This window comes from Bradyrhizobium sp. CCBAU 11430 (genome assembly GCF_028128855.1).
Classification (GTDB): domain Bacteria; phylum Pseudomonadota; class Alphaproteobacteria; order Rhizobiales; family Xanthobacteraceae; genus Bradyrhizobium; species Bradyrhizobium ottawaense.
Genome location: NZ_LBJV01000043.1, coordinates 20,996 through 43,519 on the forward strand (window position 1 = coordinate 20,996; position 22,524 = coordinate 43,519).

Sequence of the window (22,524 nt, forward strand, 5' to 3'; positions counted from 1 at the left end):
CGGACGCACGCGAAGACGGCCGTGAGAACGGCCGTCTTCATCTCATCTGAGCTCGGGTTGACGCCGGCCGTCAGCCGCCGCTGCCGCCGATCACGGCCCGCACGGTCTCGTCCGGGCCAAAGTCCTCGGCGCCATCGACATAAAGCAGCGCGGCGAGCTTCGACCGCGCGCGGTTGACGCGGCTCTTGATCGTGCCGACCGCGCAGCCGCAGATCGAGGCCGCGTCTTCGTAGGAGAAGCCGGAGGCGCCGACCAGAATCAGCGCTTCACGCTGGTCCTGTGGAAGCTTGTCGAGCGCCGTGCGAAACTCCTCGAACTCGAGATGCGCGTTCTGCGACGGCTGTGTCTTCAGCGTCTTGGCGTAGTTGCCTTCGGCGTCCTCGACCTCGCGCCGCCGCTTGCGATAGTCGGAGCGGAAAAGGTTGCGCAGGATCGTGAACAGCCATGCCGGCAGATTGGAGCCGGGCTGGAACGAGTCGATGTTGGCGAGCGCGCGGAGCAGCGTCTCCTGGACCAAATCATCGGCGCGGTCCGCATTGCCGCTGAGCGAAATGGCGAACGCGCGCAGACTGGGCACGGCCGCCAGGATGTCATTACGCAGGGAGTCCGTGAGAGGCATTAATCCCTCCCATTGTTGTCGTTGGATCCGCCCTCATTTCCCACGTGGGGTGTCGCTCCCGGCGCATCAAGCTTCTTGATCAGCTCTGCGAACCGATCTGGAACCCCTTGTCGCACGACATCATCATACATGGCGCGCAACTGGTGCCCGATCCGGGATTGAATCTCCGGAGTGAGGCCTCCCTTGCCGGGGGTCGTGCTTCTGCTGGCTTGAGACTTGAGATCTTTCATGACCTGTTCCACGTTTCCCCGAGTTAAGTGACTGTAAAATCGAGAGGTTTTCTCAACCGGGAGCCGTTCCCTGGATAGGCTCAATTCGAGGTTCGAGAAAAAGTTCCCGCTCAGACGGAACTTTTCTTGGCCTGAGGCGTAATCAGCCCAGCAGGGGAACCCGGGCCCCCCTCGGATTGCCTGGACCTTAAGGTTGGCCCGAAGATGAATGGAGTGGGGATGTCCCGTTCACAGCTTGTTGCTGAACACTTGCCGTTGTTGCGCCGGTACGCACGCGCCCTGACGGGCAGCCAGGCCTCCGGTGACGCCTATGTCGCAGCCATGTTGGAAGCCATGCTGGGGGATCCCTCGGTGCTGGACGAGAGCCATGGGCCGCGCGCGGGCCTGTTCCGGCTGTTCACCCAGATCTGGAATTCGGTCTCCGTCAACGATGATTCCGAGGTGACGACCTTGCCGATGCCGCCGGAGCGGCGGCTGTCGAACATCACGCCGTTGCCGCGCCAGGCCTTCCTGCTGCTCTCGCTGGAGGGATTTTCGGAAGAGGAAGTCGGCTACATCCTCGGCACCGACGTCGCCGAGACGCGGCGGCTTGCGGATGCCGCCGGACGCGAGATGGCCGCCGAGATCGCCACCGACGTGCTGATCATCGAGGACGAGACCTTCATCGCCATGGACCTCGAGAGCCTGGTGAAGAATCTCGGCCACAATGTCGTCGGCGTCGCGCGCACGCATGCCGATGCGGTGGCGCTGGCCAAGAACAAGCGGCCCGGCCTGATCCTCGCCGACATCCAGCTCGCCGACGGCTCGTCGGGCCTCGACGCTGTCAACGAGCTGCTGCGCACGTTCGAGGTGCCCGTGGTGTTCATCACCGCGTATCCCGAGCGCTTCCTGACCGGCGAGCGCCCGGAGCCGGCGTTCCTGATCTCAAAACCGTTCCAGCCCGCGATGGTCTCGGCGGTGGCGAGCCAGGCGCTGTTCTTCCAGCGCAACTCGCGCAACCGCACACCGAAGGCGCCGGCGGCTTAATAGAGCTGGCCATTTGGCCAAACGATCCGATCCGGCGTGCTGCAAGGCACGCCGGATTTTTCGTTTCGCCTGCCGTGCTTGACGTGCGTCGACTTCGCCGCTCATACCTCCTGCATTGATCCCAGCCGGAGATGTGCCCATGGACCAGCAACTCCTCGATCGCCTCGCCATCCGCGACCTCGTCGAGAACTGGGCGGTGTGGCGCGATGCCGGCGACTGGGAGCGCTTTGCCACGGTCTGGCACGAAGAGGGCTGGATGTCCGCCACCTGGTTTCAGGGGCCGGCGCGGGATTTCATGCGCGTCAGCCAGGAGGGATTTGCCAGGGGCGTTCGCATCCTGCATTTCCTCGGCGGCACCAGCATCGACCTCGCAGGCGAACGGGCCATCGCGCAGACCAAGATGACGATTTCGCAGCGTGCCCCGGTGCACGACGTCGTTTGCGACGTCGTCTGCACCGGGCGCTTCTACGATTTCCTGGAAAAGCGGCAGGGAAAATGGGGCATCGTCCGCCGCCAGCCGATTTATGAAAAGGATCGGATCGACCCAGTCGATCCCGCCGCGACGCTCCGTCTCGATCAGACAGCGCTCGCCGGGCTGCCCGAAGGCTATCGCCACCTCGCCTACATGCAGGAGCTGATCGGCTACAAGGTCAAGCGCGACATGCCGGGGCTGATCGGACCCGAGGTCGAGAAGCTCTATGGCGAAGGGCGGGAGTGGCTGGCGGGGAAGTGAACCCCAGAAAAAAGTAAGGCGCGACTGGCATCACCACAGTCGCGCCCTACGTCGCCGGCTTATGGGGCAGGGGGGAATAGCCGGCTGTTGAGACGACTCCTGTCTGCGAAAGTCGTTCCACCCCTCGCGGAATATTTTGTGCACGTTGTCGCATTTGTCGCACACGGTTAAGTGATCGTAACCGCTGAGAACCCCTGATCCTTCCCCGGCGTTGTTCCCGTGATCGCCATGGGGCGAGGGACCGACAGCCATGTCACAGATTCATAAGGTATTTTTGAGTGCCGTCGCCGTGGCTGCGACGCTCGGTGCCGTGCAGCTGGCCTCGGGCCATGATCTGGCGGACCGCTGGCAGGCGGTCGCCGACAAGGCCGACAAGCCCGGCCACAACGTCAATCGTACCGGCAAGGCCGACCGGCTCGCCGAGATCAAGCAGGCAGCAGTTCCAACCCGCACCGTCTCGATGCGGCTGAACGACCTCGCCGACACCTCGGTGCTGCTGCGGGTCCCCGCCGTGATCGAAACCGGCAATGCCAAGCCGCCGGCGCTGCTCCAGAACCAGAAGAAGGTGCGCAACCGGCCGACGATCGCCTGCGAGCCGATGGTCAGCTCCCTGACCGAGGTCGCAAAGCTGCTCCAGCCCGGCCGCTGCGTGACCTGATCCGCCTAGGCACTGGACAGATCGTCCTCCCGCCCGGAGGGCGATTCTTCACGTCCACTTGATCCCCTCTACGCTCGCGTTATATCCCGGGTTTCTTCCCCTTCGTATTGACCGGGTAAACGCATGACGACGTCAGACACGGCTGTGCATACGCAGCCCTTCCAGGCCGAGGTTTCCGAGCTTCTGCACCTGATGGTGCACTCCGTCTATTCCGAGACCGATATCTTTCTGCGCGAGCTCGTCTCCAATGCCTCGGACGCCTGCGACAAGCTGCGCTATGAGGCGATCGCAAGTCCTTCGCTGCTCGGCGAGGGCGACGCGCTCAAGATCCGCATCATCCCGAACAAGGCGGCCGGGACGCTCACGATCGCCGACAACGGCATCGGCATGGAGCGGCAGGAGCTGATCGACCATCTCGGCACCATCGCCCGCTCCGGCACCAAGGCGTTCGTGTCGAAGCTGAAGGAGGCCAAGGACGGCCTCGGCCTGATTGGCCAGTTCGGCGTCGGCTTCTATTCCGCCTTCATGGTCGCCGACAAGATCGTCGTGGTCAGCCGCCGCGCCGGCGAAAGCGACGTCTGGACCTGGATGTCCTCCGGCGGCTCCGGTTTCGAGATCGCCCGTGCCGGCGACGAGGAGGCCGCCCGCGTGACGCGCGGCACCGAGATCGTCCTGCACCTGAAGGACGACGCCAAGAAATATCTCGAGAGCTTTGAGATCGAGCGCATCGTCGGTGCCTATTCCGACAACATCCTGTTCCCGATCGAGCTGGTGCCGGAAGAGGGCGAGCCGCGCCAGATCAATTCGGCCAGCGCGTTGTGGCAACGCTCGAAATCCGAGCTGACCGCCGACGACTACAAGAAGGCCTATCAGCAGATCGCCTCGGCTTTCGACGATCCCGCGATGACGCTGCATTACCGCGCCGAGGGCCGCTACTCCTACGCCGTACTGCTGTTCGCGCCCTCGACCAAGCCGTTCGATTTGTTCGAGCCGAACCGCAAGGGCCGGGTGAAGCTTTACGTCCGCCGTGTCTTCATCACCGACGATGCTGATCTGTTGCCGGGCTATCTGCGCTTCATCCGCGGTGTCGTCGACAGCGAGGATCTCCCGCTCAACATCTCCCGCGAGATGCTGCAGAACAATCCACAGCTGGCGCAGATCCGGAAAGCGGTGGCGACCCGGGTCGTGTCGGAGCTCGAAAGCCTCGCCGAGAAGGATCCGGAGAACTTTGCCAGGATCTGGGACGCCTTCGGTGCGGTGCTCAAGGAAGGCATTTACGAGGATTTCGAGCGGCGCGAAAAGCTGCTGGCACTGTCGCGCTTCACCACGACGTCGGGCGAGAAGCGGTCGCTGAAGCAGGTCATCGCCGATTTCAAGCCGAACCAGACCGAGATCTATTATCTCGTCGGCGACAGCATCGAGCGACTGAAATCCAATCCGCGGCTGGAGGCTGCGACCGCGCGCGGCATCGAGGTGCTGCTGCTGTCCGATCCCGTCGATGCGTTCTGGACCTCGATGCCGTCGGAGTTCGACGGCAAGCCGCTGAAGTCACTGAGCCAGGGCGATCTCAATCTCGACCTGATTCCGCGCGTCGATGACAAGGACGAGGCAAAGAAGGACGAGCCCGAGGCGGATGAAGCGGCCACCATCGCCGTGATCAAGGCCGCGCTCGGCGAGCGTGTCAGCGACGTCAAGGCCTCGACGCGCCTCACCAGCTCGGCCTCCTGCCTCGTCGCCGACAGCCAGGGCCCGAGCCGCGAGCTCGAGCGCATCCTGTCGCAGCAAAACCGCGGCATGAAGACCAAGCCGATCCTGGAGATCAATCTGCGCCATCCGATGGTGGGCGCGATCGCCAAGGCGCAAGCCGGCTCGAAGGCGGTCGACGATCTCAGCCTGCTCCTGCTCGAGCAGGCGCAGATCCTGGACGGTGAACTGCCGGAGGATCCCGCCGCGTTTGCGGCGAGGCTGAACCGGCTGGTGCTGCAGGGGCTCGACGCCTAGCGCCGCAGCCCGCGGCGCTCACCTTGCCGTCATCTGTCCCTAGGAACAGTCGCCTCCGGCCTGGTGTTATGCCATACGAGGCCGTCGGCATCAGATCCGACGACGCCGTCGATTCGAGGACTAAGTCCATGCGCCTGTCGATTTTGACCCTCACCGCGATTGCCACGCTGTTCGTCGCGGCGGATGCCAGCGCCCAGACCTATGATCCGCGCTACCCGGTGTGCATGCACGTTTACACGCCCGGCGGCGGCTTCGGCGGTGGCGGCGGCGATTATTTCGACTGCTCTTTCACCTCGCTGCCGCAGTGCCGCGCGACCGCGTCGGGCCGCTCGGCCAGCTGCGACGTCAATCCCTACTACGCCTTCGACCAGCCGCCGCCGCGCCGGCGTCACAAGAAACAGCAATAGCGATCTGCGATGCAACGCACCGGAACACTGTTTATGCGCTTCTCGTTCGGAATGGTCGTGATGGTGGGCGCGGTGCTCGCAGCCGCGCCGTCGCATGCGCAGACTTTTGATCCGCGCTATCCCGTCTGCATGCACGTTTATTCAGGTGCGAACGGGGGAGGCGGGGAGTGGTACGACTGCTCCTTCACCTCGTTGCCCCAGTGCCGCGCCACTGCTTATGGCCGATCCGCGATCTGCGATCTCAATCCGTATTATCCGGTTCACGCGCCGCCGCCGCACTTGCGCTACAGGCGTAGCGGCTAGCGTCGGCAGCGCGCATCTCCTTCCTGCCCCCACAGCTCGACCACCTTGGGCCAGTGCGATCGGTCTCGGCCGTCACCATGCCGCCGAACTCACCGGCGTTGCCGTGCGGCGGTAAAGGATCACTAGAGTTAACCGCGCCCTAACAGAGTTTTACCTTGTCTCTTAACACCTGGGCAGGGCGCGGGGGCTAGATTGCCTGATGTCAGCAGGCGGCCCGAAAGAATCAACGGCATGACCACCGGTGTCATCGAACGACAAAAAGTCGCGCGCGCGCCTTCGGCTTCAAAGATATGGCTGAAGGCCATCGAGCTCACGGCGCGGATCGAGACGCTGCCGGGACGTCTGTTCGCGGACGTCATCGACGATTGGGCGCAGCGCCAGCCCGACCGCGTTGCGCTGATCACCGACGACGCAAGCCTCGACTATGAAGGCCTGTCGAAGCGCATCAACCGCTACGCGCGCTGGGCGCGCTCGGCCGGCGTGGCCAAGGGTGATACTGTCGCGTTGATCATGCCGAACGGCATCGATTATGTCGCGGCCTGGCTCGGCATCAGCCGGATCGGCGGTGTGGCGGCGCTGCTCAACACCAGGCTGGTGGGACAGTCGCTCGCGCATTGCCTCGATGTCGCAAAGCCCTCGCATATCATCGTTGCGCAGGAGCTGACGCAGATGCTGGAGAGCGCAACGCCGCACCTGAAGACGCAGGCCAAGGTCTGGACGCATGGCGATGCCCGCAGCGAGCGCGCCATCGACGTCGCCCTCGCGGCGCTGGACGACGCTTCCCTTTCGCCGGAGGAGCGCGGTGAGGTCACCATCGATGACCGAGCGCTGCTGATCTACACATCAGGCACCACCGGCCTGCCGAAGGCTGCCAGCATCAGCCACCGCCGCATTCTCAATTGGGGCTTTTGGTTCGCCGGCCTCACCGGCGCGAGCCCGCAAGACCGGCTCTACGATTGCCTGCCGCTGTTCCACTCGGTCGGCGGCATCGTCGCGCCCTGCAGCATGCTCGCTGCCGGCGGCTCGGTGGTGATCGCGGAGAAATTCTCGGCCTCGCATTTCTGGTCCGACATCGTGCGCCATGACTGCACGTTGTTTCAATATATCGGCGAGCTCTGCCGTTATCTGCTCAAGGCGGCGCCGTCGGAATATGAGAACCGGCATCGTCTCCGCCTCGTCTGCGGCAACGGCCTGCGCGGTGACATCTGGGAAGACTTTCAGGCGCGCTTCGCCATTCCGCGCATCCTCGAATTCTATGCGGCGACGGAAGGCAATTTCTCGCTGTTCAACGTCGAGGGGCAGCCGGGCGCGATCGGTCGCATCCCGCCGCTGCTGGCGCATCGCTTCCCTGCCAATCTCGTCAAGCTCGATCCCGACAGCGGCGCGCCGCTGCGCAACGAAGAGGGGTTTTGCCTCGCCTGCGCCCGCGGCGAGGCCGGCGAAGCCATCGGCCGCATCGGCACCGCCGATGAAGGCGGCGGCCGGTTCGAGGGCTACACCGACCCCGGCGAGACCGAGAAGAAGGTTCTTCGCGATGTCTTTGCCAGGGGCGATGCCTGGTTCCGCACCGGCGATCTGATGCGGATCGATGACAAGGGCTTCTTCCATTTCGTCGATCGGATCGGGGACACGTTCCGCTGGAAGGGTGAGAACGTCGCGACCTCGGAGGTCAATGACGCAATGCGCGATTTCACCGGCGTGGTCGATGCCACCACCTACGGCGTCAGCGTCCCCGGCGCCGACGGCCGCGCCGGCATGAGCGTGATCGTCGTCAACGAGGGTTTTGACATTGCGGCATTGCCCGCACATCTCGCGCAGCGGCTGCCGGCCTACGCACGGCCCGTCTTCATTCGCGTCTCCAGCGAGATCGATACGACCGAGACGTTCAAGCAGAAGAAGGGCGAGCTCGCACGGGAAGGCTTCGATCCCGCCGCGATCTCCGATCCGCTGTTCATGGCTGACCCGAAGTCCGGGGCCTATGTGGCGCTCGATACGGAGGCCTATGCGCGAATCGTGGACGGCTCGATCAGGCTGTAAATCCCGCCAAAATCCGCAGATAGGTCCAATTTTATCTGAATTGTCCAAGAAGCCATTTACTTCTGTCGGGTAAACAAGCGGCCATGGGGAGGCGGCCAGCAAGAGCCGCCGCAACGCCAACGATAACAAAGCGAGCCAGCCATGTCGGTAAGGTCTAAGGTCATTGACGCGATCCAGCAGATCGCCAAAGAGCAGCACGTCACGCTTCCCGCGCTCTCGGACGATCTGTCGCTGCACGAGACGGGTTTCGACTCGCTCGCCTTCGCCATCCTGGTCGCGCGCCTCGAGGACGAGACCGGCGTCGACCCCTTCACCATCTCCGAGGACGCAGCGTTTCCCGCCACGGTCGGCGATTTCGTGCGGGCCTACGAAAATGTCCCCGCGTGAGATCTTTGCGCTTCGCGACCATCTCGGCGCGGAGCTGACCGGCCGTACGCTGTCGGACGCGCACACCTGCGTGTCGCTGACCGATATCCTGTCGCAGACGGTCCTGGGCGGCCGCCTGCGCGAATTGTCCGGCCGCTCCGTGCTGCTCAAATTGTCCGATCAGCTGCGGTCGGGCCTTGCCATGATCGAGCTCGACGGCATCGCGCGTCGCATGCTGCTGTGCCCGCCCGATCTCAATCCGGCGTATCTCGAGGCGCTGATCGCCGATGCCGGGATCGATGCCGTCGTGACCGACGAATCCGACCGCCGGGCCGGGACTGGCATCCCGCTCATCGTCACTGCGCAATTGCCGCCTGAAGCCACCGCGCCGGTCAAGACCGAACGCGGAACGGAATGGCTGATGCTCACCTCGGGTACCTCGGGCGTGCCGAAGATCGTCGGCCACACGCTGGAGGCGCTGACCGGCGCGATCGTTGCCGAAGGCCCCGCGCGGGGCGCGGCGCCGGTCTGGGCGACCTTCTATGACATTCGCCGCTATGGCGGCCTGCAAATCTTCCTGCGCGCCGTGCTTTCCGGCGGCTCGATGGTGCTGTCCGATCCCCATGAGGCGCTCGGCGATCACGTCGCGCGGCTGAAGGCGCGCGGCGTCTCGCACATCTCCGGCACGCCCTCGCACTGGCGCAAGCTCCTGATGAGCGGTTCGGCAGCGCAGTTCGCTCCGGCTTACGTCCGCCTCTCCGGTGAAATCGCCGACCAGGCGGTGCTCGACGGGCTGAAGGCGGCATTCCCCAACTCCTCCGTCGGTCATGCCTATGCCTCGACCGAAGCCGGCGTCGGCTTTGCCGTCAGCGACGGCCTGGAAGGCTTTCCGGCCGACTATCTCGGCAATCGCAATGGCGTCGAGATGAAGGTGGTGGACGGCTCGCTCCGTATCCGTTCGACGCGCACCGCGCATGCCTATGTCGGCCGCAATGCCGCCGCGCTCACCGATGACGACGGATTTGTCGACAGCGGCGACATCGTCGAGCTGCGCGGCGAGCGCTATTATTTCGTCGGCCGCCGCGGCGGCATCATCAATATCGGCGGGCTGAAGGTCCACCCCGAGGAGATCGAGGCGGTCATCAACCGCCATCCCGACGTGCGGATGTCGCGGGCCAAATCGCGCAAGAGCCCGATCACCGGCGGCATCGTGGTCGCCGACGTGATCCTCACCGAGGGTACCGATCCCGCGCGCGCGAAAGAGATCCGCGACCAGATCCTGGAGCGGTGCCGCGCGCAGCTCGCGTCCCACAAGGTGCCGGCGGTGATCCGCTTCGTCGAGGCGCTCGACGTCACCCCGGCCGGAAAACTGGCGCGCACCGATGCATAATGTCCTCGTCACCGGCGGCAGCCGCGGCATCGGCCTCGCGATCGGCAAGCGCCTCGCCGGCGCCGGCTACAACGTGGTCGCGGCCGCCCGACGCGAGAGCGAGGAGCTCAAGGTAGCGATTGCGGAGTCCGAAGGGCGCCTCCATTTCCGCGCCTGCGACCTTGCCGTGATCGACGCCATTCCGGCTTTTGCAAAACTCGTGCGCGACGAGTTCGGCCCGACCTACGGCCTCGTCAACAATGCCGGCCTCGGCACCGAAGGCCTGCTCGCCACCATGCATAATTCCGAGATCGAAGCACTGGTGCAGCTCAACGTGCTGTCGCCGATCATCCTCACCAAATATGTGGCACGGCAGATGATGGCCGACGGCGCCGGCCGCATCGTCAACGTCTCCTCGATCATCGCGACCACCGGCTACAACGGCCTGTCCGTCTATGGCGCAACCAAGGCGGCCGCCACCGGCTTCACCCGCTCGCTCGCGCGCGAGGTCGGCAAGCTTGGCATCACCGTGAACGCGATCGCGCCGGGTTTCATCGACACCGAGCTCACGCACAATCTGTCCGACGAGGCGCGCAAGCGCATCGCCGGCCGCAGCGCGCTACGCCGCCTGCCGGAGACGGACGACGTCGCGCGCATGGTGGAGTATCTGCTCGGCGAGGGTGGTCGCAACGTGACAGGTACGGTGTTCACCATCGATGCGGGAAACACGGCATAAGCGGAACTCCGCCGTCACAATTGAATTGATCCGGCACAATGACATGCAGCCGGATTTGGTCGTAAGATGCCCCGCAATCGATTGGGTTACGTCAATCGATCTGCCCTAATCGACAGGGAGCAGTCCATGACCATGCCCAACATGACCGCTTCAAATCAGGGCCGGGCCGAGCAATCCCGCGCGAAGCCGGACGATGCCCGTTGCCCGCCGATGACGCACCAGAATTCCGGCGGTCATGGTCACGAAATGTACCCGCAGCAATTCGTGCGCCTGGTCGGCTGCCACGATGCGTCTCTCGATAGTTTGCGCAAGCGTCAGGACGAGAAGCTGCATTAGCAGCTCAGGTCCGGTCTTTCAGCAGGTCAATTCGTTCGTGTGAAAATTCCGGCGGCCCTTCGGTGAGGCGGCGGATGCGGCGGTCGCGTTCGTCCACGGGCAAGGCCGGATCGAGCAGCGTCTCGATCTCGTGGACCGCGATCTCTTCGATCCTGGCGGCGTCCGATGCGATCGGGTGCACCGGGGAGAGGACCGGGGGCGCGACCTTCAGGCCCAGCTCGATCAGCTTGCAGATTGCATCCGAGCGGGTCAGTTGATGGGCTTCAGCCCAGGCATCGACGGCTGCCGTCAGTCTTTCGGGCATCTTCACCGCGCTGATCGGGTCGATGCCCGTGCGCCGGCGGACCGGAGAGGTGGAATCCTTGCTGCCGAAGTCGGACACCTCGATCATCCCATGCAACCCTTGGAGCTGAAGACGATAGCCGTTCTTCCCGACCGGCCGCTTGATGCCGATCAAAGACACGCTGCGGCATTGCAACGCGGCCTCGTGTTGTTGCTGCCGTATCTTGTTGTCGCCTTATCTTGTTGTCCTGGCCCGTTTCGGCCAAAGATTGAAAGGGGCCGCCGGCCGGCGAACCCGGATCGATCCTGCCACGTATTTGTTTCGCATTCCAACCATCCGGCATCCCCGATGACCTCAGGCGAATCCTTCTATGGCGACATTTCCGTCTTCCGCGGCTTCACCAGCCTGATGGACCCTGCGCTCTACGCGCCGCTGCCGGACGATTGGAGCATCGGCGTTGCCGATATCGTCGATTCCACCAAGGCGATCGCGGCGCAGCGCTACAAGGCGGTGAACATGGCCGGCGCCGCCGTGATCGCAGCGGTGACGAACGCATTGGAAGGACGCGAATTCCCCTTCGTGTTCGGCGGCGACGGCGCGAGCTTTGCGGTTGCGCCAGGCGATCTCGAATCTGCCCGAGAGGCGCTGGCGGCAACCGCGACCTGGGTGCGGGAAGATCTCGATCTGACGATGCGGGTCGCGCTGGTGCCGGTCAGCGCCATCCGCGCGCAGGGCCTCGACGTGCGCGTCGCGCGGTTCGGTCCGTCGGCCAACCTGTCCTACGCGATGTTCTCGGGCGGCGGGCTCGCCTTCGCCGATGCCGCAATGAAGCGCGGGGAGTTTGCCGTCCCGGCCGCGCCGGCGGGCACGCAGCCCGATCTCTCGGGCCTGTCCTGCCGCTTCGAGGTGATACCGGCCTCACGTGGGCTGATCCTCTCGGTTCTGGTGATGCCGGCGCGCGGCGCCGATCCGCACGCCTTCCGCAAGGTGATCGAGGACATCATCCACCTCGTCGAGCGCAGCCCCGACGGCGCCCGTCCGGTGCCGCCGCAGGGGCCGCCGCTGAAATGGCCGCCACAGGGGCTGGAATACGAAGCCCGTACCAGGCGCGGTGGTCCGCTGCTCGCGCGCCGCGCCACCGTGCTGGCCTATACGCTGTTCGTCTATCTGATCATGCGCTTCGACCTCAACGTCGGCGGCTTCGTGCCAAACGTCTACAGGCGTCAGGTGGTCGAGAACTCGGACTTCAGGAAATTTGACGACGGCCTGCGCATGATCCTCGATTGCACGCCGCAGCTCGAGCGCGCGCTGAGCGACCGACTGGCGATCGCGGCCCGTGACGGCATCGTACGCTACGGCCTCTACCAGCAGGATGCCGCCATGATGACCTGCTTCACGCCGTCGGCGCTACGCAGCGATCACGTGCACTTCATTGATGGCGCGCGAGGCGGCTACGCCTCGGCGGCGACGGCGCTGAAGGCGATGATGGCGTAGGACGATCTCGTGCCCCGGACGCAGCGCAGCACGCAGTGATGCGCTGCTGAGCCGGGGCCCATGTCTCGATCGTACCGTGCTGCTTTCTGGGTCCCGGCTCTGCGAAGCAGCGTTGCACGCTGCATCGCGTCCGGGACACGAGAGCGGAGTTACCGTCCCGCCCGCGTCCAGGTCTCTCCGCCGCAGAGCGCGCCGACGCAGCCTTCGACCCGCAGCGAATCCGCTCCCGTCACGGAGATGCTGCTGGCATAAGTGCTGCCGTCGTCGGCGTTGTAGATCTGGCCGGACCATTTGTTCGGACCGGACGGCTGCATGCCGCTGAACAATGGCAAGCCGATCATCGGGCGCCTGGCGAGCTCGCGATTGGGGTTCTTGCTGTCGGTGGCGGGTTGGCCGGTCGCGGTGTCGTAGGGCTCGCGCAGCCAGGCGACGACGCCGCAGATGCCGCCGCTGCACTTGCTGATCTTGACGCGCGCATCGCCCGCCTGGGTGAGCCATGTCCCATCGGCGCTCTGCGCATGCGCGGCCGGTGCGCCGAGCAGCGCAGCGAGGAGAACGATGAGAGCAGCGAATCTGGAAGTCATGGAAGAGGCCCCGAAAATGGAGCGCCTCCATAGCAGCCCGGCGGGATAGTGCAACGCAGGCTGGAATCACATTCCTGCGTTCATTGCCTTCGTTCATTGTCCTGCGATCATTTGTCCCAGCGCGCGAAGGCGACCGCGGCCGCAGTCGACAGGCCGAACACCGCCATGGCACCGCCGACCAGCGCGAACAAGGTCCAGGCCGGCGCCTGCGTCATCATGAGGCCGACGCCGCCGATCGCGACGATCAACAGCCGCGCGGTGGAGGCGAGCACAGGGCCGCCGACGCGCGTCGCGCCTTGCGAGGAGAAGTAGAGCGACACGCCGATGCCGAAAAACACGAAGGTCGGGCCGGCCCAGTGGAAATAGCTGTGCGCGGCGGCGGTGACGCCGGAATCGCGCGTGAAGAGTGCGACCCACAGCGATGGAGCGAGCGCGACAGCGAGGCCGATCAGGCCGACCGTCAATCCGGAAGCTGCAGCGGCGGTCCAGGCCACACGCCGGGCGCGCTTCACCTGTCCGGCGCCCATCGCCATGCCGACCATCGGCACCGAGGCGATGCCGAAGGCAAACGTGATCGGGATCAACAAGAATTCCAGCCGCGAGCCGATGCCGTAGCCGGCCAGCATCTCGGTGCCGAACGTGGCCAGGATCTTCGTGAAGATCAAAATGGTGAGCACGGTCTGGAGCGGCGACAGGCAGGCCACCGCACCAACCTTGAGGATGTCCAGGAACATCGCGCGCTCGAAATGAAACGCGCGAATATTCAGCGGCAGCCGGCTGCGGCCGGACGCGAGATACCAGAGGAAGAAGATCGCGGCGCAGGTGAACGCGATCAATTGGCCGCTGGCGACGCCCGGCATGCCGAAGGGCTTCACGCCGAACAGGCCGAGCCCCAACGTGCCGCCGAGCGCGATCTGCAACACGCTCGCCCCGATCAGCGTCATCGACGGCAGGCGCATGTCGCCGGTGCCGCGGATCACCGAGGCCAGCGTGTTGACGAGCCAGATCGCGACCGCGCCGGAGAACAGCACCTGCGAATAGCCGCTGGCCTCCTCGAGCACGCGATCGCGCCCGCCGAGCAGCGTGAAGAAGGAACGGCCGAAGACGAGCATCATCACCGTGAAGAACAGCCCGCCGCAGAGGCCGATGATGGCGGCATGCAGCGCCAGCGTCGCGGCGCGGTCACGATCCCCGGCGCCGAGCGCGCGGCTGATCGCGGACGAAACGCCGCCGCCCATCGCGCCCGCGCTCATCATCTGCGTCAGCATCGCGAACGGAAACACCAGCGCGATCGCGGCGAGCGGAATGGTGCCGAGCCGGCCGATATAGGAGGTCTCGGCGATCGCAACCAAAGTGCTGCCGACCATCGCGATCATGTTGGGGATCGCGAGCCGCAGCAGCGTCGGCAGGATCGGGGCCGTCAGCAGGCTGGCGATGGGAGAGGCGACCGGCGCAAGCGGCGGGACGGCGTCTGCAGGGGCGTCGATCGTCATGTTCACCGGGCGGAATTTAGATGATGGTCGACATATTATAGGATGGCCGAGCCCCTGCGGCAGCCCTCACGCCACGCAGGGGTCACCACGGCAGGCCGCATAGGTCGATGGTGCCCAGCGTCGGCGCGCGGACGATGTTGAAGACGTAGGGCGCCATCTCGGTGAAGCGGATCCGCCCCTCCGGCTGTTCGCAATAGACCTCGCCCTTGAAGGGCAGCCAGCTCCGGGTCTCGTAGAACGAAAAATTGTGTGGCTCGCAAAACAGCAGCGCGAACCGGACCGCTTCGTTGGCCCTGATGGTGTGCACGGCCGCGTCGATCGCCACGGTCGCGTAGCCGCGACCGCGCCGGTCCTCGCGGGTGCAGACCCCGCCGATGCCGCCGATATGGACCTTCTGCCCGTTCCAGATGACGGTGCGGAAGTAGATGCCGACATGGCAGACGAGGCCATCCTCGGGCGTCTCGATCAGCACGCGCAGGTCCGCATTGGCCCATTTGATGTGAGCCCAGGGCTTGTCCGCGACCAAGTGCGGTCCCCAGACGGCCTGATGCAGCGGCTCCGCGATCGGCCAGGAGGCGTCGCCGTTCAAAATGTCGATCTCGATGCTCATGGCTTTGTCTCTCGCAACACGCTGCGCGGTCCATTCGTTCTGTCATAACCGGTTCAAAGGCAATGATATTTTGCGGCGGACGGCCGGCCTGGATTGGATGTCCCTCGGTGCGGCGAAGTTGTGCAATCCGGCCAAGCCGTGGCATCGCGCCTTTTCGCAAATTGGCGGTATTTAACGGCGGTGGAACCTTCTATAAGACTCCCCGTTAAGCCAGTTCCCCATCAGTCGCGGACAACATCCCATGACCTTTACGCTGCCCCCACTCCCTTACGCCTATGACGCCCTCGGCCAGTTCATGTCGAAGGAGACGCTGGAATTCCACCACGACAAGCATCATCAGGCCTACGTCACCAACGGCAACAACGCGCTCAAGGGGACCGAATGGGAAGGCAAGTCCCTTGAAGAGATCGTCAAGGGCTCGTTCGGCAAGAACCCCGCGGTGTTCAACAATGCCGGCCAGCACTACAACCACATCCACTTCTGGAGCTGGATGAAGCCCAATGGCGGCGGCACCAAGCTGCCGGGCAAGATCGAGAAGAAGATCAACGAAGACCTCGGCGGCTTCGAGAAGTTCAAGACCGACTTCCAGGCGGCCGGCGTCGGCCAGTTCGGCTCCGGCTGGTGCTGGCTCCAGGTCAAGAACGGCAAGCTCGAGATCTCCAAGACCCCGAACGGCGAGAATCCGCTGGTGCATGGCGCCACCCCGATCCTCGGCTGCGACGTCTGGGAGCACTCCTACTACATCGACTACCGCAATCGCCGCCCCGATTATCTCAAGGCGTTCGTCGAGAACCTCGTCAACTGGGAATACGTCGAGTCCCTGTTCGAGAAGGCCTGAGTTTTACTCCGTCATCCCGGGGCGATGCGCAGCATCGAACCCGGGATCTCGAGATTCCGGGTTCGGCTTCGCCGCCCCGGAATGACAACAAGGGGCGGTCGCTCGCGCGGCCGCCTTTTTTGCTGTGCGGAATTGCCCTGCGTGGCGCGCGCACGGGTCTGTCATCCTACTGTTTGCATCGTGTGGAGGCCGCCCTTAATCAGGACGGGCATCACCCTCGAGCCAACCGAGCCCGTTGTCAGAACCTTCCCCGAAAGACCCGGCGCCTGCCGAGGACGTCGAGTCCGAGCCGCGGCCGGGGCGAGTGCGCAAGCCGATCGGCTGGACGACGATCATCATCGCCGCGCTGGTCGCGGTGAGCGCGGCGCTGGTCTGGCGGCGTGATGGCACCGGCGGCGTTCTCGATATTCTCACCCACGATCTCTCGCTGTTCTCAGGCATCCTGCCGCGCGTGCTCGCCGGCTGCCTGCTCGGGGCCTTCATCTCGGAGATCCTGCCGCATGAAAAGGTCTCGCGCTCGCTCGGGCCGAAATCCGGCCTGACGGGCCTTCTGATCGGCACAGCCTTCGGCGCGATCCTGCCCGGCGGTCCCTTCACCGCCTATCCCGTGGCGAGTGCGCTGCTCGCGGTCGGCGCCGATTTCGGCGCAACCATCGCCATGGTCGTGAGCTGGACCCTGATCGGCTATGGCCGAGCAGTGGCCTGGGAAATCCCGATCATGGGCACCGACTTCACGCTGTGGCGGATTCTGATCTCGCTGCCGCTGCCGGTGCTCGCAGGGGCCCTCGGCCGCTTCGTCTATGTCCGGCTCTATCCGAAGCGCGAAAGCGACGAGGACCCGGCATGAGCGCCGCGCTTTTCATCGACATCCTGTTGTGGGGCTCGGTGTTCGGCGTCGGCCTGATCGCGTTTCGCCGCGGCCCTCCGGTGTTCAAGGCCTCGCTGCGCGAAGGCTCGATGGACTTCATCAACATCGTGCCGCGGATTGCGCTCGGGGTGATCGGCTCCGGCTACATCGCCGCCATCATCCCGCAGGAGGTGATCACCGGCTGGCTCGGCCCGGACAGCGGCTGGCTCGGAGTTGCGACCGCCGTGGTCGCCGGCGCCGCCACCCCCGGCGGCCCCGTGATCGGCTTCTCCATCGGCACGGTGGCGCTGAAGTCGGGCGGCGGTGTGCCGCAGGTGGTGGCCTATGTTGTCGCCTGGGCCCTGTTTGCCTTCCAGCGGGTGATCTTGTGGGAAATTCCCTTCATGCCCGCCCGCTTCGTCTGGTTCCGCTGTGCCGTGTCGGTGCCATTTCCATTCGTGGCAGCTGCCATTGCGATGGTGATCGGCAAGCCCTGACACCCCGGTCGTGGACAGGGGTAATGTTATAATATAACGTCTCTGCATGGTTCCCGCCACGTCCCACGCCCATCATCACGATCATGCTCACGGTCATTCCCATGACCATTCGCCTGCTCATGGCCATTCGCACGGGCACGACCACACCCACGCCCATGTCCACGACGCGGCCTCGCCGCATCCGGCCCAGGCCGCGCCCTGGTCGATCCTGCGCATGACCATGGCCGCGCGCCTCGGGGCCGCGCTCGCCGTCTGTGCCGTGCTCTGGGGCGTGGTCTTCCTGGCGATGAGGTGATGATGGCGGCGCTGCACTTTCACAACGTGACGCTCGGCTATGACCGGCATCCCGCGGTGCACCATCTCAACGGCGAGGTCGCGCGTGGCGCGCTGGTCGCCGTGATCGGCCCGAATGGCGCGGGCAAGTCGACCCTGCTGCGTGGCATCGTCGGCATCCTCCGGCCGCTCGACGGCAGCATCCATCTCGGCGGGCTCGACTCTCGCGATATCGCCTATCTGCCGCAGAGCGCGGAGATCGACCGCAGCTTCCCGATCTCGGTGTTCGACTTCGTCAGCACCGGGCTGTGGCGCAACGCCGGCCTGTTCGGCGGGATCGGCAAGGCCGCGCGCGGGAAGATCTTGCGCGCGATCGCCTCCGTCGGCCTCAACGGTTTCGAGAACCGTCCGATCGGCACGCTCTCGGGCGGCCAGATGCAGCGCGTGCTGTTTGCGCGCGTGCTGCTGCAGGACGCTTCGCTCATCGTGCTCGACGAGCCCTTCAACGCCATCGACAGCAAGACCACCGCCGACCTGCTCGCGCTGGTCAAGCACTGGCACGGCGAGGGCCGCACCGTGCTCGCCGCGCTGCACGACATGGAGATGGTGCGCAACCATTTCAGCGAGACGCTGGTGCTGGCGCGCGGCCCCGTGGCGTGGGGACCGACGGCGGAGGTGCTGACGCCGGAAAACCTGCTGGTGGCGATGCGGATGTGTGAGGCCTTTGACGACACCGCCGCGGCCTGCGCGGCCGATGACATCAACTCGCGGGCGGCGTGATCACCGATGCTCTATGACGCGCTGATCGGTCCCTTCACCGAATTCGAGTTCATGCGGCGGGCGCTGGCCGCCGTGATCGCATTGTCGCTGGCCGGCGCGCCGATCGGCGTCTTCCTGATGCTGCGGCGGATGAGCCTCGTCGGCGATGCCATGGCGCATGCGATTCTTCCCGGCGCGGCGGTCGGCTTCCTCCTCTCCGGCCTCAATTTGTTCGCGATGACGGCGGGCGGACTCATCGCCGGCTTCGCTGTCGCCATCCTCGCCGGCGTCGTCGCGCGCTCGACCGGGCTGAAAGAGGACGCCTCGCTCGCGACCTTCTACCTGGCCTCGCTGGCGCTCGGCGTCACCATCGTCTCGATCAAGGGCACCAATATCGACCTGCTCCATGTCTTATTCGGCAACATCCTCGCGATGGACGACCAGACCCTGCTGGTGGTCGCCTTCAACGCCACGGTGACGTTGCTCGTGCTCGCGGTGATCTACCGGCCGCTGGTGATCGAGAGCGTCGATCCCTTGTTCTTGCGGACAGTCAGTCGCGCCGGCGGTCCCGCGCATCTCGCCTTCCTTGCGCTGGTCGTGATCAACCTCGTCAACGGCTTTCAGGCGCTCGGCACGTTGCTGGCGGTCGGCCTGATGATCCTGCCGGCTGGTATCGCGCGGTTCTGGTCACGCGATCTCACCGTCATGATCTGCATCGCCGTGGTCGCCGCTGCGGCTTCCGGCTATGCCGGCCTCGTGCTGTCGTTCCAGACCCGCGTGCCGTCGGGCCCTGCGGTCATTCTCGTGGCGACGGTGCTCTACATCGTCTCCGTGCTGTTCGGCCGCGTCGGCGGCATCGTCCGGCAACTGTTTCCCGGCCGGCATCTGGAAGCGTGACGGCGATGCGACTCATCCTGCTTTGTCTGCTGTTGCTGGCTGCCTCGCCGCTGCACGCCGCGGAACGGCTCAACGTCGTTGCGAGCTTCTCGATCCTCGGCGATTTCGTCCGTAACGTCGGGGGAGATCGGGTCAACGTGACGACGCTGGTCGGCCCCGATAGCGACGTCCACGTCTATACGCCCGCGCCAAGCGATGCCAAGCGGGTCGCGGAGGCAAAGCTCGTCATCGTCAATGGGCTTGGGCTGGAGGGCTGGCTGCCGCGGCTCGTGCAGTCTGCAGGTAGCAAGGCAGTGGTCGTCACCGCGAGCGCCGGCATCACGCCGCTGAAGCTCGGCTCGGCCGCAGACCCCCATGCCTGGCAGTCCGTCCCCAACGCCAAAGCCTACGCAACCGACATCGCCAATGCGCTGGCCGCGGCCGCCCCGGATGATGCGGACTTCTTCCGGGCCCAGGCAAAAGCCTATCTGGAAAAGCTCGAAACGCTCGACCGCGAGGTCCGCGAGGCCGTGGCGAAAATCCCGCCGGAGCGGCGCAAGGTGATCTCCACCCATGACGCCTTCGGCTATTTTTCCGCCGAATACGGTATCCAGTTCATCGCCCCCCTGGGGGTCTCCACCGAAACCGAGCCGAGCGCCCGGGACATCGCGGCCATCATCGGCCAGATCAAGGCCCAAAAAATACCGGCCGTGTTCCTGGAAAATATCAGCGATGACCGGTTGATCCGGCGGATCGCGGCGGAGACCGGCTCAAAAGTCGGCGGGACCCTGATTTCGGACGGTTTGACCGGCGAAAAGGGGCCTGCACCCACTTACATTGATATGGTCAGGCACAATATAAAGGCCCTGACCAGTGCGCTTGACCACTAGGGCAGGGGCCACCCCGCCTCGCGTCGCGCGAAAAAGCCCTATGTCCGGAGTTGTTATGTCTGAAGCGACCTCCCAGAAAATCCCCGTGACCGTCCTGACCGGCTATCTCGGTGCCGGCAAGACCACGCTCTTGAACCGCATCCTGTCCGAGAACCACGGCAAGAAATACGCCGTCATCGTCAACGAATTCGGCGAGATCGGCATCGACAACGACCTCATCATCGGCGCCGATGAGGAAGTGTTCGAGATGAACAATGGCTGCATCTGCTGCACCGTGCGCGGCGACCTCGTGCGCATCATGGACGGCCTGATGAAGCGCAAGGGCAAGTTCGACGCCATCATCGTCGAGACCACCGGCCTTGCCGATCCGGCGCCGGTCGCGCAGACTTTCTTCGTCGACGAGGACGTGCAGAAGAACGCCCGCCTCGATGCCGTCGTCACGGTGGCCGACGCCAAGTGGCTGTCCGACCGGCTCAAGGACGCGCCCGAGGCCAAGAACCAGATCGCCTTTGCCGACGTCATCGTGCTGAACAAGACCGATCTCGTCAGCAAGGGCGAGCTTGCCGAGGTCGAAGCCCGCATCCGCGGCATCAATCCCTATGCGAAACTCCACCGCACCGAGCGCTGCTCGGTGGCCCTGGCCGACGTGCTCGACCGCGGCGCCTTCGATCTCGACCGCATCCTCGATATCGAGCCGGATTTCCTGGAGGCCGACGATCATGACCACGACCATGATCACCACCATCACGGCCACGATCATCACCACCATGATCACGGCCACGGCCTGAAGCACTATCACGACGAGGACATGCAGTCGCTGTCGCTCAAGACCGACAAGCCGCTCGATCCGAACGTGTTCATGCCCTGGCTCCAGAATTTGGTGCAGGTCGAGGGCGGCAAGATCCTGCGCTCCAAGGGCATCCTCGCCTTCCACGACGACGACGACCGCTACGTCTTCCAGGGCGTCCACATGATGCTGGAGGGCGACCATCAGCGGAAGTGGAAGGAGGGCGAGCCGCGCGAGAGCCGCCTCGTCTTCATCGGCCGCGAATTACCGGAAGAGGCCATCCGCAAGGGTTTTGAGAGCTGCATCGTCTCGTGATGAAAGAGTTTACGCCGGCCCCCGATTCCGCCTCGATCGTCTCCGTCACCGATCGCGTCAAGCCTGTTACGCTCGGCATGGGCGTGACCTCGGTGCATTTCCTTGGCCCCCGCGCCGCCTTCGTCGGCGGCGAAGAGAACGTCGCGTTCGTGGACGCCCAAGGCGAAATCACGACGGTCGCCGTGCATGGCGGCGGCATTCTCTCGACGGCCTCCGACGGCAAGCGCCTCGTCATGGGCGGCGACGACGGCAAGGTCGTCTCGCTCGACGCCAAGGGCGAGGTGACGCTGCTCGCCACCGATCCCAAGCGACGCTGGATCGATGCGGTGGCGCTGCATGCGGACGGCTCCTACGCCTGGTCGGCCGGCAAGACGGCGTTCGTCAAGAGCGGCAAGACTGAGGAGAAGTCGCTCGAGGTGCCCTCGACCGTCGGCGGGCTTGCGTTCGCGCCGAAGGGCCTGCGGCTCGCGATTGCCCATTACAACGGCGCGACGCTGTGGTTTCCGAACATGGCGGGATCAGCCGAATTCCTGCCCTGGGCCGGCTCGCATCTCGGCGTCACCTTCAGCCCGGACAACAAGTTCCTGGTCACCACGATGCACGAGGCGGCGCTGCATGGTTGGCGGCTTGCCGACAACAGGCATATGCGCATGACCGGCTATCCCGGCCGCGTCCGCTCGATGTCCTGGAGCGCGGGCGGCAAGGCGCTGGCGACCTCGGGTGCCGACACCATCATCCTGTGGCCGTTCGCCAGCAAGGACGGCCCGATGGGCAAGGAGCCCGCGATGCTGGCGCCGCTGCAGGCGCGGGTCTCCGTGGTCGCCTGTCACCCCAAGAACGACATCCTCGCCGCCGGCTACAGCGACGGCACCGTGCTGATGGTGCGGCTGGAGGACGGCGCCGAGATCCTGGTTCGCCGCAACGGCACCCCGCCGGTGGCTGCGATCGCCTGGAACGCCAAGGGCACGCTGCTCGCCTTCGCCGATGAAAATGGGGACGGCGGTCTGCTGGAGCTTTAATCCGTCATGGTTCCGGCCGTAGGGTGGGCAGAGGCGCCCTTGCGCCGTGCCCACGATCTCTCCGCGAAACAATAGTGGTGGGCACGTCGCGCGAAGAGCGCGCCTTTGCCCACCCTACCGCATCCTCAATGGCGGCGC

General features: G+C 65.0%; 27 protein-coding genes. 21 read left to right on the forward strand and 6 right to left on the reverse strand.

All coding sequences use genetic code 11. The annotated features are described in order from the left end of the window. Positions 1-70: 70 nt before the first annotated feature. Positions 71-619 carry a sigma-70 family RNA polymerase sigma factor gene (locus XI04_RS11305; protein WP_018316216.1) on the reverse strand — a complete coding sequence of 183 codons (549 nt, stop codon included), beginning with the start codon at positions 617-619 and terminating at the stop codon, positions 71-73. Next, the gene (locus XI04_RS11310) at positions 619-849 is read right to left on the reverse strand and encodes a NepR family anti-sigma factor (RefSeq protein ID WP_028139965.1); all 231 of its coding nucleotides are present in this window, start codon (positions 847-849) and stop codon (positions 619-621) included. Before XI04_RS11310 ends, XI04_RS11305 begins: the two co-directional genes overlap by 1 nt. A gap of 219 nt (positions 850-1,068) precedes the next feature. Between XI04_RS11310 and XI04_RS11315 the strand changes: the two genes are divergently transcribed. The 11 genes from XI04_RS11315 to XI04_RS11365 all read left to right on the forward strand — a co-directional run bounded on the left by XI04_RS11315 (position 1,069) and on the right by XI04_RS11365 (position 10,821). Beyond that, on the forward strand, positions 1,069-1,875 hold the full coding sequence (locus tag XI04_RS11315; protein ID WP_026201627.1) for a response regulator: 807 nt from the start codon (positions 1,069-1,071) through the stop codon (positions 1,873-1,875). 139 nt (positions 1,876-2,014) lie between these two features. Next, positions 2,015-2,608, forward strand: coding sequence for a nuclear transport factor 2 family protein (locus XI04_RS11320; RefSeq protein ID WP_028139966.1), 594 nt, complete (start codon positions 2,015-2,017; stop codon positions 2,606-2,608). Between the two features lie 250 nt (positions 2,609-2,858). Then, positions 2,859-3,266, forward strand: coding sequence for a hypothetical protein (locus XI04_RS11325; protein ID WP_028139967.1), 408 nt, complete (start codon positions 2,859-2,861; stop codon positions 3,264-3,266). Positions 3,267-3,389: 123 nt separating this feature from the next. Further along, positions 3,390-5,267, forward strand: a complete 1,878-nt coding sequence (gene htpG / locus XI04_RS11330) for a molecular chaperone HtpG (protein ID WP_028139968.1) — start codon at positions 3,390-3,392, stop codon at positions 5,265-5,267. A gap of 128 nt (positions 5,268-5,395) precedes the next feature. Then, positions 5,396-5,674: a DUF3551 domain-containing protein gene (locus XI04_RS11335; protein WP_028139969.1), complete on the forward strand. Its 279-nt coding sequence runs from the start codon at positions 5,396-5,398 to the stop codon at positions 5,672-5,674. Between the two features lie 33 nt (positions 5,675-5,707). Further along, positions 5,708-5,977, forward strand: coding sequence for a DUF3551 domain-containing protein (locus XI04_RS11340; protein ID WP_028139970.1), 270 nt, complete (start codon positions 5,708-5,710; stop codon positions 5,975-5,977). A gap of 222 nt (positions 5,978-6,199) precedes the next feature. Beyond that, positions 6,200-8,014: a long-chain-acyl-CoA synthetase gene (locus XI04_RS11345; protein WP_271611015.1), complete on the forward strand. Its 1,815-nt coding sequence runs from the start codon at positions 6,200-6,202 to the stop codon at positions 8,012-8,014. Positions 8,015-8,155: 141 nt separating this feature from the next. Then, positions 8,156-8,401 carry an acyl carrier protein gene (locus tag XI04_RS11350; RefSeq protein WP_008543699.1) on the forward strand — a complete coding sequence of 82 codons (246 nt, stop codon included), beginning with the start codon at positions 8,156-8,158 and terminating at the stop codon, positions 8,399-8,401. Continuing rightward, entirely contained in the window at positions 8,388-9,770 is a 1,383-nt protein-coding gene (locus XI04_RS11355) for a class I adenylate-forming enzyme family protein (RefSeq protein ID WP_271610542.1), read from the forward strand. Before XI04_RS11350 ends, XI04_RS11355 begins: the two co-directional genes overlap by 14 nt. Further along, complete coding sequence (locus XI04_RS11360; RefSeq protein ID WP_271610543.1) at positions 9,763-10,485, forward strand: SDR family NAD(P)-dependent oxidoreductase; 723 nt, start codon at positions 9,763-9,765, stop codon at positions 10,483-10,485. The genes XI04_RS11355 and XI04_RS11360 overlap by 8 nt, the downstream gene beginning before the upstream one ends. Positions 10,486-10,611: 126 nt before the next feature. Beyond that, entirely contained in the window at positions 10,612-10,821 is a 210-nt protein-coding gene (locus XI04_RS11365) for a hypothetical protein (RefSeq protein ID WP_038950618.1), read from the forward strand. A 4-nt stretch (positions 10,822-10,825) separates the two neighbouring features. On the opposite strand, the gene XI04_RS11370 is transcribed toward XI04_RS11365, so the two are convergent. Beyond that, on the reverse strand, positions 10,826-11,212 hold the full coding sequence (locus XI04_RS11370) for a hypothetical protein (protein WP_038950617.1): 387 nt from the start codon (positions 11,210-11,212) through the stop codon (positions 10,826-10,828). A 240-nt stretch (positions 11,213-11,452) separates the two neighbouring features. Between XI04_RS11370 and XI04_RS11375 the strand changes: the two genes are divergently transcribed. Beyond that, positions 11,453-12,598 (forward strand): DUF3095 domain-containing protein, encoded by a 1,146-nt coding sequence (locus XI04_RS11375; RefSeq protein ID WP_038950616.1) that lies wholly within the window; start codon positions 11,453-11,455, stop codon positions 12,596-12,598. 149 nt (positions 12,599-12,747) lie between these two features. Here the strand turns inward: XI04_RS11375 and XI04_RS11380 are convergent, their stop codons facing one another. From XI04_RS11380 to XI04_RS11390, 3 genes are all read right to left on the reverse strand, one after another. Next, a complete protein-coding gene (locus XI04_RS11380; RefSeq protein ID WP_038973455.1) occupies positions 12,748-13,182 on the reverse strand; it encodes a DUF2147 domain-containing protein in 435 nt (144 codons plus the stop codon). Positions 13,183-13,289: 107 nt separating this feature from the next. Next, positions 13,290-14,675, reverse strand: a complete 1,386-nt coding sequence (locus XI04_RS11385) for an MATE family efflux transporter (protein ID WP_038950615.1) — start codon at positions 14,673-14,675, stop codon at positions 13,290-13,292. An 82-nt stretch (positions 14,676-14,757) separates the two neighbouring features. After that, a complete protein-coding gene (locus tag XI04_RS11390) occupies positions 14,758-15,285 on the reverse strand; it encodes a GNAT family N-acetyltransferase (RefSeq protein ID WP_038950614.1) in 528 nt (175 codons plus the stop codon). Between the two features lie 241 nt (positions 15,286-15,526). Here XI04_RS11390 and XI04_RS11395 point away from each other — a divergent pair, with 241 nt between their 5' ends. From XI04_RS11395 to XI04_RS11435, 9 genes are all read left to right on the forward strand, one after another. After that, the gene (locus XI04_RS11395; RefSeq protein WP_028139981.1) at positions 15,527-16,123 is read left to right on the forward strand and encodes a superoxide dismutase; all 597 of its coding nucleotides are present in this window, start codon (positions 15,527-15,529) and stop codon (positions 16,121-16,123) included. A gap of 235 nt (positions 16,124-16,358) precedes the next feature. Next, positions 16,359-16,970: a permease gene (locus XI04_RS11400; RefSeq protein WP_271610544.1), complete on the forward strand. Its 612-nt coding sequence runs from the start codon at positions 16,359-16,361 to the stop codon at positions 16,968-16,970. Next, positions 16,967-17,467: a hypothetical protein gene (locus XI04_RS11405; protein ID WP_018316197.1), complete on the forward strand. Its 501-nt coding sequence runs from the start codon at positions 16,967-16,969 to the stop codon at positions 17,465-17,467. Before XI04_RS11400 ends, XI04_RS11405 begins: the two co-directional genes overlap by 4 nt. A 46-nt stretch (positions 17,468-17,513) precedes the next feature. Beyond that, positions 17,514-17,762 (forward strand): hypothetical protein, encoded by a 249-nt coding sequence (locus XI04_RS11410; protein WP_038950612.1) that lies wholly within the window; start codon positions 17,514-17,516, stop codon positions 17,760-17,762. A 2-nt stretch (positions 17,763-17,764) separates the two neighbouring features. Beyond that, positions 17,765-18,520 (forward strand): metal ABC transporter ATP-binding protein, encoded by a 756-nt coding sequence (locus XI04_RS11415; protein WP_271610547.1) that lies wholly within the window; start codon positions 17,765-17,767, stop codon positions 18,518-18,520. A gap of 6 nt (positions 18,521-18,526) precedes the next feature. After that, the gene (locus XI04_RS11420) at positions 18,527-19,396 is read left to right on the forward strand and encodes a metal ABC transporter permease (RefSeq protein ID WP_028139985.1); all 870 of its coding nucleotides are present in this window, start codon (positions 18,527-18,529) and stop codon (positions 19,394-19,396) included. 5 nt (positions 19,397-19,401) lie between these two features. Continuing rightward, positions 19,402-20,265: a metal ABC transporter solute-binding protein, Zn/Mn family gene (locus tag XI04_RS11425; RefSeq protein WP_271610545.1), complete on the forward strand. Its 864-nt coding sequence runs from the start codon at positions 19,402-19,404 to the stop codon at positions 20,263-20,265. Between the two features lie 55 nt (positions 20,266-20,320). Further along, positions 20,321-21,367, forward strand: a complete 1,047-nt coding sequence (locus XI04_RS11430; protein WP_018316192.1) for a CobW family GTP-binding protein — start codon at positions 20,321-20,323, stop codon at positions 21,365-21,367. Further along, complete coding sequence (locus XI04_RS11435) at positions 21,367-22,386, forward strand: WD40 repeat domain-containing protein (RefSeq protein ID WP_038950609.1); 1,020 nt, start codon at positions 21,367-21,369, stop codon at positions 22,384-22,386. Before XI04_RS11430 ends, XI04_RS11435 begins: the two co-directional genes overlap by 1 nt. The last annotated feature ends 138 nt before the right edge of the window (positions 22,387-22,524 follow it).

Excerpts from the sequence above, each read along its gene's own strand:
- XI04_RS11305 (WP_018316216.1), bottom strand. The coding sequence starts at position 619 with ATGCCTCTCACGGACTCCCTGCGTAATGACATCCTGGCGGCCGTGCCC.
- XI04_RS11310 (WP_028139965.1), bottom strand. The coding sequence starts at position 849 with ATGAAAGATCTCAAGTCTCAAGCCAGCAGAAGCACGACCCCCGGCAAG.
- XI04_RS11315 (WP_026201627.1), top strand. The coding sequence starts at position 1,069 with ATGTCCCGTTCACAGCTTGTTGCTGAACACTTGCCGTTGTTGCGCCGG.
- XI04_RS11320 (WP_028139966.1), top strand. The coding sequence starts at position 2,015 with ATGGACCAGCAACTCCTCGATCGCCTCGCCATCCGCGACCTCGTCGAG.
- XI04_RS11325 (WP_028139967.1), top strand. The coding sequence starts at position 2,859 with ATGTCACAGATTCATAAGGTATTTTTGAGTGCCGTCGCCGTGGCTGCG.
- htpG (WP_028139968.1), top strand. The coding sequence starts at position 3,390 with ATGACGACGTCAGACACGGCTGTGCATACGCAGCCCTTCCAGGCCGAG.
- XI04_RS11335 (WP_028139969.1), top strand. The coding sequence starts at position 5,396 with ATGCGCCTGTCGATTTTGACCCTCACCGCGATTGCCACGCTGTTCGTC.
- XI04_RS11340 (WP_028139970.1), top strand. The coding sequence starts at position 5,708 with ATGCGCTTCTCGTTCGGAATGGTCGTGATGGTGGGCGCGGTGCTCGCA.
- XI04_RS11350 (WP_008543699.1), top strand. The coding sequence starts at position 8,156 with ATGTCGGTAAGGTCTAAGGTCATTGACGCGATCCAGCAGATCGCCAAA.
- XI04_RS11355 (WP_271610542.1), top strand. The coding sequence starts at position 8,388 with ATGTCCCCGCGTGAGATCTTTGCGCTTCGCGACCATCTCGGCGCGGAG.
- XI04_RS11360 (WP_271610543.1), top strand. The coding sequence starts at position 9,763 with ATGCATAATGTCCTCGTCACCGGCGGCAGCCGCGGCATCGGCCTCGCG.
- XI04_RS11365 (WP_038950618.1), top strand. The coding sequence starts at position 10,612 with ATGACCATGCCCAACATGACCGCTTCAAATCAGGGCCGGGCCGAGCAA.
- XI04_RS11370 (WP_038950617.1), bottom strand. The coding sequence starts at position 11,212 with ATGATCGAGGTGTCCGACTTCGGCAGCAAGGATTCCACCTCTCCGGTC.
- XI04_RS11375 (WP_038950616.1), top strand. The coding sequence starts at position 11,453 with ATGACCTCAGGCGAATCCTTCTATGGCGACATTTCCGTCTTCCGCGGC.
- XI04_RS11380 (WP_038973455.1), bottom strand. The coding sequence starts at position 13,182 with ATGACTTCCAGATTCGCTGCTCTCATCGTTCTCCTCGCTGCGCTGCTC.
- XI04_RS11385 (WP_038950615.1), bottom strand. The coding sequence starts at position 14,675 with ATGACGATCGACGCCCCTGCAGACGCCGTCCCGCCGCTTGCGCCGGTC.
- XI04_RS11390 (WP_038950614.1), bottom strand. The coding sequence starts at position 15,285 with ATGAGCATCGAGATCGACATTTTGAACGGCGACGCCTCCTGGCCGATC.
- XI04_RS11395 (WP_028139981.1), top strand. The coding sequence starts at position 15,527 with ATGACCTTTACGCTGCCCCCACTCCCTTACGCCTATGACGCCCTCGGC.
- XI04_RS11405 (WP_018316197.1), top strand. The coding sequence starts at position 16,967 with ATGAGCGCCGCGCTTTTCATCGACATCCTGTTGTGGGGCTCGGTGTTC.
- XI04_RS11410 (WP_038950612.1), top strand. The coding sequence starts at position 17,514 with ATGGTTCCCGCCACGTCCCACGCCCATCATCACGATCATGCTCACGGT.
- XI04_RS11415 (WP_271610547.1), top strand. The coding sequence starts at position 17,765 with ATGGCGGCGCTGCACTTTCACAACGTGACGCTCGGCTATGACCGGCAT.
- XI04_RS11420 (WP_028139985.1), top strand. The coding sequence starts at position 18,527 with ATGCTCTATGACGCGCTGATCGGTCCCTTCACCGAATTCGAGTTCATG.
- XI04_RS11425 (WP_271610545.1), top strand. The coding sequence starts at position 19,402 with ATGCGACTCATCCTGCTTTGTCTGCTGTTGCTGGCTGCCTCGCCGCTG.
- XI04_RS11430 (WP_018316192.1), top strand. The coding sequence starts at position 20,321 with ATGTCTGAAGCGACCTCCCAGAAAATCCCCGTGACCGTCCTGACCGGC.
- XI04_RS11435 (WP_038950609.1), top strand. The coding sequence starts at position 21,367 with ATGAAAGAGTTTACGCCGGCCCCCGATTCCGCCTCGATCGTCTCCGTC.